The organism is Aestuariibacter sp. GS-14, from assembly GCF_006494365.1.
In the GTDB taxonomy this organism is placed as follows: Bacteria; Pseudomonadota; Gammaproteobacteria; order Enterobacterales; family Alteromonadaceae; genus Alteromonas; species Alteromonas mangrovi.
Map to the genome: position 1 here is coordinate 294,576 of NZ_VHIP01000002.1, position 17,347 is coordinate 311,922.

Annotated in this window: 10 protein-coding genes and 2 tRNA genes; 6 read left to right on the plus strand and 6 right to left on the minus strand. The window is 46.3% G+C overall.

From position 1 onward, the window contains the following. Together FJ444_RS04410 and FJ444_RS04415 are read right to left on the minus strand one after the other, a co-directional pair. Complete coding sequence (locus tag FJ444_RS04410; RefSeq protein ID WP_140956713.1) at positions 1-396, minus strand: DUF3718 domain-containing protein; 396 nt, start codon at positions 394-396, stop codon at positions 1-3. 393 nt (positions 397-789) lie between these two features. Next, positions 790-1,713 (minus strand): LysR family transcriptional regulator, encoded by a 924-nt coding sequence (locus FJ444_RS04415; RefSeq protein WP_140956714.1) that lies wholly within the window; start codon positions 1,711-1,713, stop codon positions 790-792. Between the two features lie 295 nt (positions 1,714-2,008). Here FJ444_RS04415 and FJ444_RS04420 point away from each other — a divergent pair, with 295 nt between their 5' ends. The 4 genes from FJ444_RS04420 (at position 2,009) to FJ444_RS04435 (ending at position 5,044) form a co-directional block, all read left to right on the plus strand. Then, a complete protein-coding gene (locus FJ444_RS04420; RefSeq protein WP_140956715.1) occupies positions 2,009-2,314 on the plus strand; it encodes a 4a-hydroxytetrahydrobiopterin dehydratase in 306 nt (101 codons plus the stop codon). A gap of 181 nt (positions 2,315-2,495) precedes the next feature. Continuing rightward, positions 2,496-2,572: transfer RNA gene (locus tag FJ444_RS04425), tRNA-Met, on the plus strand. A 95-nt stretch (positions 2,573-2,667) separates the two neighbouring features. After that, positions 2,668-2,744: transfer RNA gene (locus FJ444_RS04430), tRNA-Met, on the plus strand. A 224-nt stretch (positions 2,745-2,968) separates the two neighbouring features. Continuing rightward, complete coding sequence (locus tag FJ444_RS04435) at positions 2,969-5,044, plus strand: TonB-dependent receptor (RefSeq protein ID WP_140956716.1); 2,076 nt, start codon at positions 2,969-2,971, stop codon at positions 5,042-5,044. 47 nt (positions 5,045-5,091) lie between these two features. On the opposite strand, the gene FJ444_RS04440 is transcribed toward FJ444_RS04435, so the two are convergent. Beyond that, entirely contained in the window at positions 5,092-5,619 is a 528-nt protein-coding gene (locus FJ444_RS04440) for a hypothetical protein (protein ID WP_140956717.1), read from the minus strand. A 279-nt stretch (positions 5,620-5,898) separates the two neighbouring features. Between FJ444_RS04440 and FJ444_RS04445 the strand changes: the two genes are divergently transcribed. Next, complete coding sequence (locus tag FJ444_RS04445) at positions 5,899-8,733, plus strand: glycosyl hydrolase (protein WP_181405063.1); 2,835 nt, start codon at positions 5,899-5,901, stop codon at positions 8,731-8,733. 75 nt (positions 8,734-8,808) lie between these two features. Here the strand turns inward: FJ444_RS04445 and FJ444_RS04450 are convergent, their stop codons facing one another. Next, positions 8,809-10,542: a hypothetical protein gene (locus FJ444_RS04450; RefSeq protein WP_140956719.1), complete on the minus strand. Its 1,734-nt coding sequence runs from the start codon at positions 10,540-10,542 to the stop codon at positions 8,809-8,811. A 330-nt stretch (positions 10,543-10,872) separates the two neighbouring features. Between FJ444_RS04450 and FJ444_RS04455 the strand changes: the two genes are divergently transcribed. Next, positions 10,873-13,824, plus strand: a complete 2,952-nt coding sequence (locus tag FJ444_RS04455; protein WP_140956720.1) for a glycosyl hydrolase — start codon at positions 10,873-10,875, stop codon at positions 13,822-13,824. Between the two features lie 241 nt (positions 13,825-14,065). On the opposite strand, the gene FJ444_RS04460 is transcribed toward FJ444_RS04455, so the two are convergent. Both FJ444_RS04460 and FJ444_RS04465 read right to left on the minus strand, forming a co-directional pair. Beyond that, complete coding sequence (locus FJ444_RS04460; RefSeq protein WP_181405064.1) at positions 14,066-16,765, minus strand: family 78 glycoside hydrolase catalytic domain; 2,700 nt, start codon at positions 16,763-16,765, stop codon at positions 14,066-14,068. A 164-nt stretch (positions 16,766-16,929) separates the two neighbouring features. Beyond that, on the minus strand, positions 16,930-17,286 hold the full coding sequence (locus tag FJ444_RS04465) for a PepSY domain-containing protein (RefSeq protein WP_140956722.1): 357 nt from the start codon (positions 17,284-17,286) through the stop codon (positions 16,930-16,932). Positions 17,287-17,347: the final 61 nt, after the last annotated feature.

Here is a 17,347-nt window from a genome sequence, read left to right on the forward strand (position 1 = left end):
TTATAAGCGCTCTAGCAGTGCTGCAGTGATTGCGTGTCCATCGTGACCATTTTCAGTGATCCACGCTTGCAGTGTTTTACCATCTTTCTCTGGCTCCTGAAGTTCCTTGCTAGGCATTTTCTTCACCAGCAAAGTTCCAACTTCAACAGCGTTATTCTCAATCGCGGTGCGAATTAAGCTTTGACCGTTACAAGAAATGCCCGCGTAGTAGTCGTGCAGTTTCAGGCGGTAGTCAGACTCAACCGAACGCATTTTCTTACGCAGTTCGCCCTTGTCGTCAGCAGTTACGATATTACAGATGTTAGCTAATGCTTCCTCTACGTCAGCATGAGCCGTTCCGGCAAACGCTAAAGAGGCAGTTGCGATAACTAAAGAAGTCTTAACGATTTTCAACATGGTCAGCTCCTAAATACTAAGCAGAATTAATGGTTTAAGTAAGTTTTGTTGTTTTGTTTTGTTGAGATAATTAAACAACGAAAGCCGATATTGATAAATGCCAGGCACCATACAAAGGTATTTGTTTGAATACTTTAATATGGTGTCTAATGGATGTTTTATTTTGAAATTTTCATATTTTACAAAGTGTTGCGTGTGTGCCAGAAATACTTTGCTAGATCTAAAGATAAAAATTTAGCGTGAGATAAAAGTGTTCAATAAAAGGTAGTGTTTTTTAAATTATTGATATTGTGGTGTTTTATTTGCTTTTGGATTGTTTGTGTAAAATGTGGAAGTTAGCCTGCCAATATAAATAGGTAATTATGGCAGGCTATACATGAAGAAATACGGCTTTTATGCTGCTTCTGACTTTGGCGGGGCAGCTTGAAATGATTCTGCTGCTTTGAATAATTGTTCTCGCACCCATTTATGAGCGGGGTCATCGGTTGCACTCACATGCCAATATATATAGTAGCTGGTAGGTTGCATGCTGAACGGCAAATCAGTAATGGCCAAATCGTAGTGCTTAGCCAGGTGATAGGGCAGGCAGGCAATCAGGTTGGTTTTAACCAGTACACTGGGCACAGTTAAAAAGTGATGGCTTTGCATTGCAACCCGACGCTGATAACCCAATTTCGCCAACTCGATATCTATTACGCAGTCGAGATCCTTTCTGGGCGCAATTTTAATGTGGCCGTGAGAAAGAAAAGTATCCAGTGTTAATGTCGTTGAAAATGCAGGGTGTCCTGGTCTTGCTACTGCAACTAAACGATCTTCCGCAATTTTACGCTTTTGCAAATACGGATCGGTAAGTGTTGCGCTGTCTGCATAGAAGTCTAATTGGCCGCTTGCCATGGCATTCGTTACGTCGGCCCTGGCAATATCATAGTTCGAAATCGCAATATGCGGTGCTTGAGATTCAAGTCTTGCGATTAATCGGGGTAGGATACTGGCTTCAATGAGATCCCTACAAGCAAACTGAAAGGTTTTTTCGGCAACGGCAGGGTCAAAGTCATGGCTATGTAAAACGCTTCTTCGCAACAATTCCAGTGCTTGTCTGGCCGGCCCTATAATATTTTGTGCAACCGGTGTTGGCGTCATGGTATGACCGGTACGAACAAATAGTGGATCATTTAACAGCTCACGAAGCCGTGACAGTGAATTACTTACAGCCGGCTGTGTGATACACAGGATATCTGCTGCTTTAGTTAAATTTCCCGCGGTGTAGATTGCATCAAATACGGCGAAGAGATTTAAATCGATTCTATTCAGATTCATAACAGTGTGCCTTAATTCGTGAACACCTTAATGTATCAGCTATATTAATTGAAAATCAATTTAATCATTAATTATCTTTATCATCCGACCAGTTGTATGGGTAAGTTGTATACTTAGCGCCTGACATAGTGAACGTCGCAGAGGAAGTGTTTACATCAGCACATCATTTCTGTGGTATCTCTCAAGGCATTGCAACGGCACCTTTACAGGCCGATACACAATGTTGTTAAGCAGGGCTTTTTTCATCGCAAATTATTCAGTAACGTGACAACGTCAAATAATAAAAAGGTGTGATATGGCAACGAAATTAACGGCAGAAGAAATTCAGGCTCATCTGGCTGCATTAAATGAAGGGGTAGAGAGTGAACATTACTGGCAGTTACACGGCGATAAAATTACCAAGACCTTTACATTTAAAGGATTTATTGGTGCCTTTGGCTGGATGACCCAGGTGGCAATATGGGCCGAAAAACTAAAACATCACCCTGAATGGTTTAACGTATACAACCGGGTTGATGTAACGTTAACAACACACGATGTTGACGGGCTGAGTGAGTTGGATTTTAAACTGGCGCAAAAAATGAACCTGTATGCGAAGTGAAAATTCCTAGTTAAAGATAATTTTCGTTCGCTTAGTAGCCGTTGTGGTGGGTATTTAACCGGTTGGTCAAATTTTTGAAACATTTATCAAAACTCCCCTTGCTTACCATTAAACCCTATGTATAATACGCACCACTTGAACGGCATGGCAGTAATAGCAAGTCGTATCAACCCAGTTCAGACGCGGGATGGAGCAGTCTGGTAGCTCGTCGGGCTCATAACCCGAAGGTCGTAGGTTCGAATCCTGCTCCCGCAACCACATCTCAGTACTTGTATATTAAGCAAGTGACTGACACCAGAATAAACGCAAGTTAGCGTCACAGAACAACACGAAAAATCGTGAACAGTTTCGGACGCGGGATGGAGCAGTCTGGTAGCTCGTCGGGCTCATAACCCGAAGGTCGTAGGTTCAAATCCTGCTCCCGCAACCACATTCAAAGCCCCGATATCTATCGGGGCTTTTTTGTTTCGAAAATAGCCTGAGTAAACATGAATTAATCATGACTTAGTTAGTTGCGAAACTCACATAAAGTAAAAAATATGTTTGTTTTGTTAATTTTCTCCACATTTCGTTCACATTGTGCTCTTAGCTTTCCTTCTCACCAAGAAATTACTTTCACACTAATTTCAAACCTAGTGGATTCAGAGGGAAAATATGAAAAAGCACACACTACTATCAATGGGGTGTTTAACCCCTATAGCCTTTGCACTCGCCGGCGTCGTGCATGCACAGGATATGGGAGATAGGACAGATAAAGACAATCTAGAAACGATTACTGTTACCGCTGAAAAAATGGCTAAGAGCCTGCAAAAAACCAGTATCGCAGTATCAACCATAAGTGGTGAAGAAGCGCTGAATAAGGGGCTTGTGAGTATGGGGGATATGGTAAAGGACATGATTGGCGTGAACATTCAGGATGTGGGTGATGGCGCGGCAGTCAATATCCGTGGTATGGGTTGGGATATGCCGGTAGATGTGGGCGAGAACGCAACATCAGTTAATTATGATGGCGCATTTAATTCCAGTGCACAGGCAGCCATATTTGGTTTTTATGACCTTGACCGTATGGAAGTATTACGGGGTCCACAAGGCACACTGTATGGCCGTAATGCGACAGCAGGGGTTGTTAATGTACTCACCAAAAATCCCGATACTGAAGAAGTTGAAGGTTATATCGTTGCTGAGGCAGGAAACTACTCGCATACTCGACTTGAAGGTGCGCTCAATATACCGTTAAGCGACACTATGGCTGCCCGGGTTGCATTTTCTGACATCGATCGTGACGGTTATATGTCGACGGGATCGGGAGATGTTGACGGTACCGCTGTCAGGGCTAAATTTGCCTATTTACCGAATGATGATACATCATTGGTAATTAGCGCGGAACGGATTGAGATGGGCGGTATCAGTCCGGATATTAATACGCCTGCAGCCTCTTTTGATGCGGGTGATATCTACTTTTCGAGTCGTGTTGTACCCGAGCAGGAATACCGTTTTGATGTAGACCGCTACACGGTTAATTTTGATACCACAGTTGGGCCGGGAGTCCTTTCACTGATTGGAGCTTACTCAAGTAGCGAGCGTGGCGGTACTATTTTCCTGCCATTTTTGCCAGTGCCCTTAACGGATTACGGTAGTGATGAATTAACCCAGCAGTCTGCAGAAGTTCGTTATTCCTCACTGGCAGACGCCAGGGTTCAATGGCAGGTTGGACTTTATTATTATGATCGGGAGCAGGACCAGGCAGTTTCGGCGGGCACCTGTGCGGGCGCAGGCTGTCTGAGAGGTGCAGGTTCAACAGCAATCTATGGCCAGGTGACGTATCCTATTAGTGATACTTTCAGAGCCATTGTTGGAGGCCGGTACAGTTCTGAAGATGCGAGCCTTATCCAGCGCAATGATCCGGCAGAATCACCGTTTGCAGATGCCAGCACCACCTTCGACAACTTTACCTGGAAACTGGGTTTGGAAAAGGACTACTCAGATGAGTTGATGGGGTACGCTACCCTGGCAACCTCAACCCGGCCTGGTGGTTTCAATACTGGTGTGAATATTGACAGCAGCACGTTTGACGAAGAAGAAGTGACCAGCCTTGAGTTTGGGATGAAAAGCCGCTGGCTTTCCAATAATTTGCAGGTCAACGGTGCATTATTCTGGTATGACTATGATAATTATCAGACAGTTGATGCTGCGGGTGACCCCTTCCTTGATCCAGCAAATTTCTATGTACAATTCTTTAATGCTGCAACAGCCAGAATCCGCGGATTAGAAGTTGAAACCATTGCATTATTGTCCAGTACTACGCGGGTTAATTTTGGTTTTGCCTATCTGGATGCAGAATACACTTCTGAATTTGAATTGCACTTAACCCCCTTTGATCCACCAACAAATCTGCAAAATGCCGCGTTACCGCGTTCACCAAAATTAACGGTAAAAGCGAACATCGATCAGGATTTCTATATTGGAGATGCCGGTGTAATTACGGCAACAGCTGGTTTGCGTTGGTTGGACGATCATAAAGGCGCAGCACTTGAAACGCCTAATACATTAATAGATTCCTATTATGTGATTGATTTAAGCGCAAACTATACGCCGAATGTTGGCAACTGGAGCATCAACCTGTGGGTGAGAAATGCCAGTGAGGAGGTCTACAAAATGGGCGCAAGTACCGGTGATGTGCAGGCTGGAGCGCCTCGAATGTATGGTGCCAACTTCCGCTATAACTTCTAATCTTCACATAAACGCCGCTTAGTCTAAGCGGCGTTGTTTTTTATCGGTTAGTGCCGAGGAGGGTATACATACCCTTCAATGCCAATCAGCTGATAGCCGTTTTCTCTGGCGTCTGATTCACCACCATGCTCGGTTACCACCCGATAGTCCTTAAGTTGCGGATGGTAAAACAACTTTAAAGGAATGGTTCCTTTAGCCTGCTGGGTAAAGATATAACCCTCAGTCGCTTTTAATTCATAACCTTGTTTAATTAACTGTTCTTTTACTTCTGGCGTTGCAACAGAAGCATTGTCCTGAATCGATTCGTTCCAGAACAGTTCCAAGGGGATAGTCTGCGGTATGGGCGTCGCATTGATCTGTGCAATATCAACAGAAAAATGATAGCTAAATACTTCAGTGGCGGCATGTTGTCCCATGTCTGTAGCCGTTTCAAAAAAGTCTATACGGGTGTCATGCCAGTAAGATTTTAACTGGCTTAGTGGCTTTGCTACTTCAGTTGGTTGACCAAATGAGAAGGCTGGCATCAGCAGCGTTGGGATCACGACAAACAGTTGGAACTTGCTGTTATTTTTCACTGGAATGTCCTCAGGCAAGGTGCAATTCAAAAATGATTTTGACCAATACGGAAGCAACAATTAAGCAGGTAATTGTGTAGAAACTATGAAATTGCCTGCACATTCTCTGCACAAAATACGCATAACTTAACAAGTTAATAACAATTTTGAGTATTAAAAATGCGTGCCTGTTTAACTCTGTTTATGTTGATTTTTTCAAGTTGCCAAATTGCAATGGCTGGCAAGGAGTTGCCTGTATCGTTAACAGACCCAGTCCAACCCAGTGCAAAGAATAGTGCGATGTTTCGTTGGTGGCTGCCTGCCGCTAAAGTCGAGGATCGCGTTCTGATTAAACAGCTTGAAGCTATTGCCGACGCGGGCTTTAAAGGGGTTGAGATTTGTATTCACATGGGAGATACCCATTACACCAGAGAGCAAATGCGAACACATGGCTGGGGCACTCAGCGATGGAATGAAGTGTATAAACGTATTCTTACCACGGCAAATGACTTAGGTTTACAGGTGGATACCACTATTAGTCCGGCCTGGCCTGCCGCTGTCCCTACGATTGTGCCAACTGATAACGCCGCCTCAAAAGAATTGCTCGCCGGTACAACTGCAGCATTTAGAGGCACTTTCAGCGGCGTGCTACCTGATTTTGAACTGAGTAAAGACAGTTTGATGCCTCCTCCTCCCGGCGCGCCACAGAATGAGGAGTCCGGTGAGCAAGCGGGGCCAAACAATATGTATCAGTCAAAACAAGCGAAAGCAGAGAATCCGCCCGTTCTGGTAGCCGTAACGGCAGCCAGGATTGTGGGTTCAGCAAACATTGTAAAGCCAATATTAATGGCATGGGGCGATATGCCTCACAATGTCACTACAAAGCAACGGGAAGCGTTATTGATTGATCCTGAGTCTGTACAGGTAATAACGAATTTTCATCGGGATGCTACAGGTCAGTATTCCCTGAATTGGCAGGCGCCTGACGAGGGCGAATGGAAGATTTTCACATTCTGGATGCGTGGCTCAGAACAACAAAACAAAGAGGGAGTGGTGACCTATGAGCCAAATTATGTGGTCGATCATTTATCTGTCGATGGAGCAGACGCGTTAATTTCATTTTGGGAAAAGACGTTGTTGGACGACAAAACCCGACAGTTATTGAGGCTAAATGGCGGCGCTATTTTTGAAGATTCTTTGGAGTTGGATTATCGCGGATTAGTCTGGACAGCTGGATTTCTCGAAACCTTCAACACACAGAGGGGCTACGACTTAACACCTTATCTGCCCTTGCTCATTGGCAGCCGGGTAAATGGGTTAAGTAATGACAGCCTGAACCAGTACGAGTTTGCGGACAGTACTGGCAATTATTCGAATACGGGTGATCGCATTCGGACAGATTTTAAAGAAACACTGACTCACTTGTATATAGAAAACCATATAAAACCCCTTCAGACATGGGCGTCTGGTATTGGTCAGTCATACCGGGTACAAGCATATGGGCTGGGAGTTGACATAGTAAAAGCCGCCGCAGTTGCTGCTGGTCCTGATGGGGAATCTCTGGGGTTTGGGCCATCCAATCAAGGCGACGATCGTTTCAGGATGGTAGCTGGCGGTGCGCATATTGGCGGCCATTCAGTGGTTGCTGACGAGGTAGGCGCTATTGCCAATGAAGGCTACCGACTAACCTGGCTGGAAATGCTCAAATGGATTAATAAAAATATGGCAGCCGGTGCAAACCAAATGGTCTTTCACGGAATGGGGTACCCGGACTCAAATCAGGCAAGATGGCCAGGCGTTTCCCCCTTTGGTTTTGGGCTAGCGGGTTACTGGGGACCTCGAAATCCTGACTGGCAACATATTGATCAGCTGGCGAAATACCTTAGTCGAGCACAGGGTGCTATGCAGTCCGGAGTGGCGAAAATTGACCTAGCCATTTTAAATCTGCAATACGGTACGTCCGCGCCAGTAGTCATAGATAAAACACTTACTCATGCCGGTTATTCCTATGATATTTTGACGCCGGGCGCCATCACTGAGTTAGGAATGCAAGTAACTGATGGTCGCTTACTGGCTGAAGGACCGGCATACAAGGCACTGATCGTCTATAAACAGGCAACCATGTCTTTAGAGACTATTGAACGTCTGACGCAGCTCGCTGATGCTAAGCTACCGATTATTTTTGTTGGTCAGTTACCTGCTGGAACGCCATTTTTTAACAATTATCCTCACAATGACGATCTTTTAAAATCAGCGCTGAAAAAGCTTTTAGCCTATGAGTCGGTCAGTCATGTGAATGACATGAAAAAGCTGTTCGAACAGCTAAAAGTCTCGCAGATTTCTCCTAACCTTCTTTTAGAAGAACCGTTGCCGGTGGTGGTGGCAAGTCGGCAAAATGGGTCAGCACAGTTTCATTTTATACACTACACAGGGGAGAATAAGGCTAAGGGAAATCTAATTTTTAAAGAGCCTGGGATCGCCTATGAAATGGATTTATGGACCGGTGTAATCACCGCTCTGGAGAAAGATAAGCAGCAGCGTATATCAATTTATTTTGAACCCGAGCAGGCCCGGTTACTCTTTACTATACCCGAAGCTCTTCCTGAAGTCATGGTAACCCGGCAGACTGGTAAGTTGTCGAAACAGCTTGTGCTATCGGATTGGTCCTTAGTGGTCCAGCGTTGGCAGGAAAATCGCAACACACCACAACCAAGCGATACAGTAATATCTACCATTAGGGTGGGTAACACGTCTTTGGTCCCCTGGCTGAACATTCCTCAGTTGGGTGAGCAGGTTTCCGGCGTGGGTCTTTATGAAACAAACTTTACGTTGGGAAAAAGTGACCTGGACTATCTGCCGGTGCTGATGCTCAACGCAATTAACGACTCGTCATCTCTGCGCATCAAAGTCAATGGTCAGCCAGCAGACCTTAACTACGATACGTTGGAAGCAAGTTTGGCAGGATTAGTACATCAGGGGGAAAACACGCTACAGATTGAAGTCAGTAGTCCCTTGGGAAATCAGTTATTAGCCAGTGGCGACATTAAGGCGCCACCCTGGGATCCGGGATTTGAACTTAAGCCTGAACGATATGGGCTCGATGGGCCGGTTACGATAAGACTTTTCAATCGATAACACCTTTGCTTAAAGAAAAAAAAGAAAACCCCGCTATAAGCGGGGTTTTTGCATAAAACCAAAATCATATTGTCTTTATTTCGGACCGATTTCGATATCACCGGTATAATGACCTGGTGTCAGAGGTCGCTGTTTACCATTCACTTTGAACAAGAGTTTACCTGTTGAGGCTTTTATGACTGCGCCTTCCGCTATAGTTAAAGCATCGATATAAGAGGTTTTCGAAACATGCCAAGTAGCATCGTGGTCTACAAATACTTTCAGTTTGTGCTTGCTTGTTGATTTCTGTAATTGGTTTGATACTTCACCCACAGTTCTATAGGTCTCTTTTGTTGGCTCCTGTCCGGAAGTCGGGAAGGTCACAGAGGTACTGATAGCCCCTTCAAGTGTTGCCGATTGAAGGTAAACGTTCATATTGCCCAATTCACTCATAGCGTGCAGTACATCGCCTGTAAGTTTGGTATTTCTGAATGTCACGTTAACATCCGGGCTGAAGTTCATGGCACTGGCGCCTGGCATATCCGGTGGCGGCATCGCTTCTGATCCAGGAGGCGGTGGAGGAGGACCGTTTTTCGCCATGTCTTTCATGATGGGGTCATCATTTTCCATGGCCTGCACTAATACCCCGTTTAGCGGGTTCAGTATCGCATTATCGACAATCACATCACCACCACGCCCTTTAATCTGGACTGCAGAATTTTTAGAGTTTATCTGACTGCCTTTTTCCACACGAAGAACACTGCCGCCAGCACCCTGATGCATCATTACACCAAGTTTTTCAGAATTGATGACGGATTCATCGGTCAGTGTAACCCAGCCTGGGCCGCCAACGATCACGCCAACATCAGGAACATTAATCACAGAGTGACTGATATAGTCATGGGAGTCACCGTTGGCGTAAGCACCATATCCGCTGTCTGTTACGTCAATGACACAACGATTTACAAACATTCGGCTTGGACCATCGCCATCGGATGAAAGGGCTCCCCAGCCGTTTGCTTTAATGTGACAATCATTATAGTACACGGTGGCTTCGTCAATCAGGTTGGTGGCTCTTACGTTACCTGATAAGCCCAGGCCATAGGGCACTTCGAGCATTTCGCCCGGGGCGATTGAAAATTGATAATCATCCGGCAATTTGCCATTTTGAACTTCAATATCGGCATCGTTCACAATCATGGTGCTTTTACCACCAATGAATAATGCGGTTCTGACTGCACCAATGGTTTTAATTTTGGCGTTATTGACTATTACTGTGGCGGTGTCGGTAGACATAATGCCTGCACCCCAGCCAGCGAAGTCATTACCGCCGTTACCTGTGAAATCAATGTCTACATTGTTCAGCGTGTACGTCGAATCGCCACTGACAATGACACCGTTAAAGTTTTCTTCCTGAGACCGAATTGATAAATTACTGGCACTCACATCAGATATGTCAGGGTCGCCTAATGCAGCAAACACCGATTGATCGTGAACAACCTGGTCGTTATGAACAAGCAGTCCTGCACGGTAATGATAGGGTTCATAAAAGCGGTATTTCACCAGGTAAGACCTCGTTGGCGTCAGGGTGACCTTTCCTGAGTAGTTACCGGGTTTAAGCGGTACGGAATTACCATTGACCGTGAGAGTCAAATCAAATCCTTCGGGAGCCGTTACCTTGCTTCCTTTCTCAATGATTAAGCTATCCAGTTGGGTCACACTGCTGACTTGCCAGTGATCACTGGCAGATACGGTTTTGGAAGCTGCTTCTGTCAGTAATGGCATTGCCAGCAGCAGGCCAGTCGAAATGGCCGTTTTTAATAATTGCATTATTTTCCCTTAATCAATGGCACAGGCGCTTATACACTGGTGATACCATGCGCTTACGGTTACAGGGTGAACGAGTTATCGTTTACGGTCTGCACGAACGAAAAGAGAGGATTCAGCGCACAGAATGTGGCGTCTTCCCCTCGATGCGAGGTAAAAATAATGTTATTAAAATGTGTAGAAAATATGCAGGATTAAGGGTGGATATTGATACGAATACGCAGACCTTAGCTATTTTTAATTAAAGACTTAACCTGACTTTTCGGATCTGCAATTTTTCTCCACATTTCTACAATAATTTAACATTAATATTCATAGACAAGATAAATTTCAATGACTCTCACAAGAAGACAGTTTGTCGGAACCTCTCTGGCTACCCTGGTCGCCTCGTGCGCAAAAGTACCTCTTTCTGGACAAGGTTTATCCCTTAAATCTTCGTCAGACGCGGTTGAAAACCTTTTGCCTGTCCCTTCAGAAAGACCGAGGATTCGCTGGTGGTGGCCAGGTGGTTATATCGATCCCGTTCAAATTGATAAAGAAGTGAAATCCATGGCAGAGGCTGGTTTTGGTGGTTTTGAAATCGCTGACGTCAGGGATGGCGTGAATGTGCCAATGGATCCCAAACGTTATGGCTGGAGCACTGACCGCTGGATTGCTGGCGTTGACGCTGCGCTGGAGGCGGCCATTAAATATAATATTAAAGCAGATATTACGCTGGGTGCGCATTGGCCGACCGGGATTCCCGGTGTCACACCAAATCATCGCGCCGCAGCAAAAGAACTGGTCTATAGCGAAGTCGTCATTCAGGCCGGTGAGTCATTTTCAGCGCCAATACCAAAGCCTGCCCATGTGCCTTCCGGATTGCACATGAGTACGCCGCAACCATTGATTATTCCTGAGCTGATTTGTGCACTGGCATTTAAACAATCCGGTATGCAGGTAACTTCCGTGGAGCTGGACCCGCAGTCAATGGTAGACGTCACCAGTAAAATTGCCGATCAGTCACTAACCTGGCAAGCACCCGATAAAGACACCTGGCATCTGCTATTTTTTTGGATGCAGGGTACCGGTCAAACGCAAAACCTTTTTGATCGCGCAATTGTCACTTCAATGCTGGCTGATCCCATTCCTTATGCGGTGGATATTTACGGTGTGGCAGGTACTCAGGTTTGTATCGATTTCTGGGAGAACAGATTGCTTTCCCAAAAAACAAAATCGATGCTGCGTCAAATCGGTGGTGATTTTTTTGAGGATTCGCTGGAGTTAAAGGCCGTTAAGCACTGGTCACCAGATCTTCCGGCAACCTTTGAAGCAAACCGTGGCTACGAAATTTATCCCTATTTACCTTTACTGGCGGAACCGGCAGAAAATAACTGGGAATTTGGCCCTGGTATGAACAAGCCCAAAGTTAAACTATTCGTGTTGAAAGAGATAGATACAGACCAGTTTGAATCCGATTTCCAGCATACCCTAACCGAAATGTATGCATTGAACCGGATTAGAGCCCTGAGTGAGTGGGCGAAGACACTGGGCATGGGTATGCGTGCACAGTGCTCCGGTCTGGCGGCAACTTACTGCAGTACCCCTGAAGGGGATAATGGCGATACCATTGATAGTTTTTCTGCTAAAGCTGCAGCTCGTGATATTGGCGGTCATAAAGTCCTCTCTGATGAAGCGGCTACCTTTGTTGGTGGCCAGGCGCATGTTGCCGATTGGAAATTGTTAACTTTTATGCTCCAGCGTGATTTTGCTGGAGGCGTTAATCAGGTCGTGCTGCACGGTTACAGTTATGCTGACAGTCCTGATGCACGCTGGCCGGGCTTTTCTGCGTTTGGCCGGGCAATTGGCAACGATTGGGGGCCGCGAAGCCCACTGTGGACTCATGCCGGCGATACAACAGCGTACCTTGCCAGGTTGCAATCCATTCTGCAAAGTGGATTGTCTCAGGCTGATGTTGCGGTACTTGATCCCACTGAACGTGGTGATGTGGCATTCAATGTCGGCCGGGAAGGCTCAGAATTTGGTGAGATGTTACGCAAAGCCGGTTACACCCGCCATCACGTCACCGAAGATTTGTTGTCACATCCCAATGCCATTGTGGAGAAAGGTGTACTGACGCCGCTGGGAGCCGGATACAAGGCATTGTTAGTCATGCCTGCAATGCAATATGCCAACGCAACGTTAAAACGATTAGTCGATTACGTCGAAAATGGGCTGCCGGTTATTTTTATTGGCCAGCAACCGTCATTAACGCCTGAGTTATCTGCGCATGAAAATGTGAAACAGGCAATGGATTTTACAATGGCAATTGCAATGCTAAATTCGGTATCCGTTATTCCATCCGTGGGTTTTTCCCGGGAAGCGCGGATTATGCCGGTATTACGGAGAGACGGAACAAATACTCACTATTATTTGCTAAACGATTCTGATGCGCCCGTTGCCTTAACGGTTTCGCTTGCTGGCACCGGGAGCGTGGTTATGCGAAATCTTTGGCAAAACCGGATGTACACGCTGCCGGACAGCAAAGTGGCGGACGGTAGAGTAGAAATCGCGCTGAATTTTGCCCCCAATGAAGCGAAGGTGTTATCTATGGGCGAGCAGGAACTGGCAGCAGCGGAGATTTTCCCTGTGGCAACAGGGGATGTCCTCGCAACTATTAACGATCCCTGGATGGTTGAATTGGAAGCCTGGGGACCTGGTGCTACTCCTACCCGAACCAATAAAGTCAAACAAACCTTGACGCTGCCTTCTCTTCGAGCGTGGCATGAGATACCACAAATAGGACTTGCTTCGGGTATCGCGAAATACAAATCGTTTTTGTCGTTACCGTCAGACCTGCCGGAAAAATCAGATTATCTGCTGGATTTAGGCCGGGTTGGAGGCAGTTGTCGTTTATGGGTTAATCAACAAAGAGTATGGTCATTGGCGCCATTTAGCTTGCAGTTTGATATCGCAGGACTACTCCAAAAGGGTAAGAATGTTATTGAGGTGGAAGTGGCGACAACGCTCAACAATCAGTTGTTAAAAATGGGGGAGAAAGCCATTTTCGGGTTGCCCGGAATGACTATGCCAACCGCTGCTTTCTCTGAATTGTGGCAACCACAGGTCGACGCAAGTCCTGTGCAACCACCCAAAGGGGAATATCTGGGCGCGCCAATTCTGTCCGAAAATAAAGGTCCCGGTCCCAGTATGGCGCCGGGAGCTGGAAATCCCGGCGGGGAAAGAAGTACGCAGGTATACGGACTCATAGGCCCGGTGCGGTTACTTAAAACGAAAAACAGCTGACAAGCCCTGTCAGCCTAACCTTTTTGGCCAGGCGGCCATGGTCCCCCTCAGGTTTCTGCATTGAGCTGAGGGGGATTTTTATTACCTCTGCAAAACCTCTCTTTTTCCATTCACATAAGAAGTTACATGCATATCAGGTGAACTATACGCCTGTAAATTTAAGCTTCCCGGGTAAATTTTATGGCGGGGTAACGCTGTGATTAGATCAAGGTTACCGCCTCAAAAGGCGGCAACCTGTTACTTACTGGTGTACAGCAAATTGATAAAGACCTGAGCGCACTTGGTAAATTGCGTGGCCTTTAGACTGGGAGAGCAGGGTGACGTCTGCTGGAGCAGTAATTCGCTGCTTTTCGGTAACCGGTAGCCAGATTTCTGCTTTGGCGCCAATTGGAACAGACACTTCCAGGGTAACGGTATTGTTGTCAGACCGGTTCCAATAGCTTTTAACATCACCAAATGGTGAGGCAAGGCTTGCCCGGGCAAAATCCAGTGCAGACAAAAAGGTAGGCTTTACAATAATACTGGCATATCCGTAGGCGGTTGGTTTAATGCCGGCGACATATTCAAACAACCAGTCATCAATCGTCCCCCGGAATGCGTGGTTGTGTGAACGTGCATGATCGCCCCAGGCTTCCCAGTGCGTATCCACCACGATTTCTTCACCGCCTTCGGCCGTTGAACCGTTCAGTGTGCGGAACCAGTAACCCCAGCCAGGATAAGTTGGATTCACAGCCGCTTGATAAGCCAATTCCGGTGCGCCACATTCTGTCAGAACGGGTAAGGTAGCTTTGAGCACGGTTGCGCCGCTGGTGATATGCTTATCGTGAGTATTGCGCACATCTTCAATTAACGCCTGGCAGAGTGCGTCTCGCTTGTTGGTTGGCACAATGCCAAATGCCAAAGGCAGCACATTGTCTGTTTGAAACTGCTTTTGATCTACTTCTTCAGGCGACATCTTCATCCAGTCGGGCATCAGGTCTACAGGCATACCCGGAGGAGGGCCTTCAGGAAAGGGGCTGACATAAGGAAAATCATAGTATCCGTTCTGAGCTGAATAGAAGTGGCGGTTGATACTCGCAATCACATTTTCGGCAAATCGGGTAAATCTGCTGCTGTCATCTGAGTACCCCAGCAGAGAAGCCATCAGCGCCAGTTTACGGGCACTGTCGATGAGAAATGCGCTGGCAACTATCTGATTATCGGTACCAGCGCCATGTGCGGGCTCATGATCGCCCCAGCTGTTGCCGGTGAATATGAAGTTTGTTTCAGTAAGCGTTGCTATCCATTTTTCCATCCAGGCTTTCATGCCCGGGTATTGTTCCTGCACAATGCGCTTATCACCTTTCAGCCAAAACAAGGCAAAATTTACCTGAACGTAACTCGAAGACCATATCGGATCGCTGGTTTTTCCAACAAAGGGATCGGGCTGTTCGCCACCAGGATTTTGATTGGGAACAATTACCGCAATACCGCCGTCGGAGGTTTGGTTGTCCTGATGATCCTGCATCCATTTTTCCCACAAATTTTGTGAATGGGTATTACGTAAGGCGCTGTCTACGATGAGTAAGGCGTCTGCAGCCCAACCTCTTTTCTCGTACATTGGTGTGTCGGTTGGAATTCCATGGAAATTATTGAGTGTTGAACGAACCATGGCCCGATGATAACGGTTCAACAAAGGATCAGAGCTTTCGAAACTACCTTCTACTGCAATATCGTTATGCACAATTTGCCCTTCGACAGAAATAACTTCAACGTTGTCTGGCTTTTGAATTTCTACAAATCGGTATCCATTATAACTGTAGCGTGGCACAAAGGTTTCGCCCTGTGCATCTCCCGCCAGGACATATTCATACTGTTGTAAGGCTGTGCCACCAAATGGTCCGCCCGTTCCGTCAAATACGCTGCCAGCGGCATTGAGTTTTTCGCCATACACCAGTTTTATGCGGGCGCCAGCAGGGCCTTTCAAGGTGACTTTAGCCCAGCCAGCCTGAGTACTCCTGAAGTCATACAATGCAGTGCCAGCTGGTGTTTGACTAACTGCTTTTGGCGAGATACTGGCAACCACCCGAATGGGCTCATAATTTCTGGCCACTAATCGTCCTGCAGGTGGTAAGGCAATTGATGCTTGCTGCCATTTCGAGTCATCAAAATCTGCCTGCGACCAACCGTTCTGGCGTAATCTTGCATCAAAACGCTCGCCGTATTTCAGTGAGTTGGTGATTGTGGGGCCGTCAGCTGTTTTCCAACTTTCATCAGTTTGCCACTGAGCTTCACTGCCGTCTGTAAAAGTAATAAAGAGCATCGCTTTGACTTTGGGCTCACTTAGCCAGGGAGCGACTTCGATATCAATATCACCATAGCCAGCATAGTTGCCCCGTCCAAGACGAACACCTATGGCATTATTCTGACCACTTTTAAGCAATGAGGTTATATCGTAAGTCTCATAGTAAACACGTTTGTTGTAAGGCGTATAGGCAGGTTTTAATTCATCCTGACTTACTCGCTCACCATTGATTTCCGCCAGATACAGACCCAGTCCGGCAATGTATAAACGAGCTTGATTGATGTCTTTTTCAGGGAGGGTGAAGACGTTTCGGACCAGGGTTTCTGGTTGTTCTTGTGCTGACCTTTCGACATTCTTCGCAATCCATTCACCATTGAATCCGGAAGTATCAAAGAAGGCGGTTTCAAACCATTTTGTGTCAGACCATTCAGAGGTTGTGTCGCCATCCCATACTTTAACTCGCCAGTAATAGCGGGTCAGTGGTTTAAGCATAAGTCCATCAGGTGAAATGTCATAAGGAATATGACCTTCTGTTTTTTGACTATCCCAGTAAATGTTCTCAAACTGCCCATCAAACGCTACCTGTAGCTGGTATGCACTTTGTTGCGCTCCATTATAATTTGCCAGCAACTGCCAGCTTAATCTGGGGGTTGTCACGTCGATGCCGAGGGGATTAAATTGGTGTTCCGTAGTCAGTTTATTAACCAGGAGCTTTTTGCCAGTTGTCTCATTCTCGCATCCCGACAGCACACAAAGTAAAGCCAGACATATCAGTATTTTTAGGTGTTTTTGCACGTGTTTATACTCCAAAATCGGGTTCGTTAACGCCAGAAAAAATGCCATCGACCGGTTTTTATTCTGCGTTTCAATAATTCCCAGTACACCATCAGACCGGTAAAACTCAGCACAAGTAAACCCAGGCCACACACCACATTGATTATTTTCCCTGCGCCACCAAAGTAATAGCCTGCATGGATATCCTGCAACACATAATGCCACTGGATCCCCTGAGGTTTAGTAACGGGAGGAGGAGTATTATCTGCTGTGACTGGCGGCGGAGGAGGAGGCGGATTTAAAAATAAATCCACTTGCATAGCGATCCCGGTAGTGGCAATGACGATAAAAAATAATGCGAGTGCTGAGCCCGCCCAGCGGTGATACCTTTTTACCGTATTCATTTAATGTTTTCCTTACAGTACAAAGCCCTGAGATGGATACCATCCCAGGGCTATAGTTGTG

What these genes read in the sequence shown, in the direction of transcription:
- FJ444_RS04435 (WP_140956716.1), top strand. Translation starts at nt 2,969, where the DNA reads ATGAAAAAGCACACACTACTATCAATGGGGTGTTTAACCCCTATAGCC.
- FJ444_RS04450 (WP_140956719.1), bottom strand. Translation starts at nt 10,542, where the DNA reads ATGCAATTATTAAAAACGGCCATTTCGACTGGCCTGCTGCTGGCAATG.
- FJ444_RS04415 (WP_140956714.1), bottom strand. Translation starts at nt 1,713, where the DNA reads ATGAATCTGAATAGAATCGATTTAAATCTCTTCGCCGTATTTGATGCA.
- FJ444_RS04410 (WP_140956713.1), bottom strand. Translation starts at nt 396, where the DNA reads ATGTTGAAAATCGTTAAGACTTCTTTAGTTATCGCAACTGCCTCTTTA.
- FJ444_RS04445 (WP_181405063.1), top strand. Translation starts at nt 5,899, where the DNA reads ATGTTTCGTTGGTGGCTGCCTGCCGCTAAAGTCGAGGATCGCGTTCTG.
- FJ444_RS04420 (WP_140956715.1), top strand. Translation starts at nt 2,009, where the DNA reads ATGGCAACGAAATTAACGGCAGAAGAAATTCAGGCTCATCTGGCTGCA.
- FJ444_RS04465 (WP_140956722.1), bottom strand. Translation starts at nt 17,286, where the DNA reads ATGAATACGGTAAAAAGGTATCACCGCTGGGCGGGCTCAGCACTCGCA.
- FJ444_RS04455 (WP_140956720.1), top strand. Translation starts at nt 10,873, where the DNA reads ATGACTCTCACAAGAAGACAGTTTGTCGGAACCTCTCTGGCTACCCTG.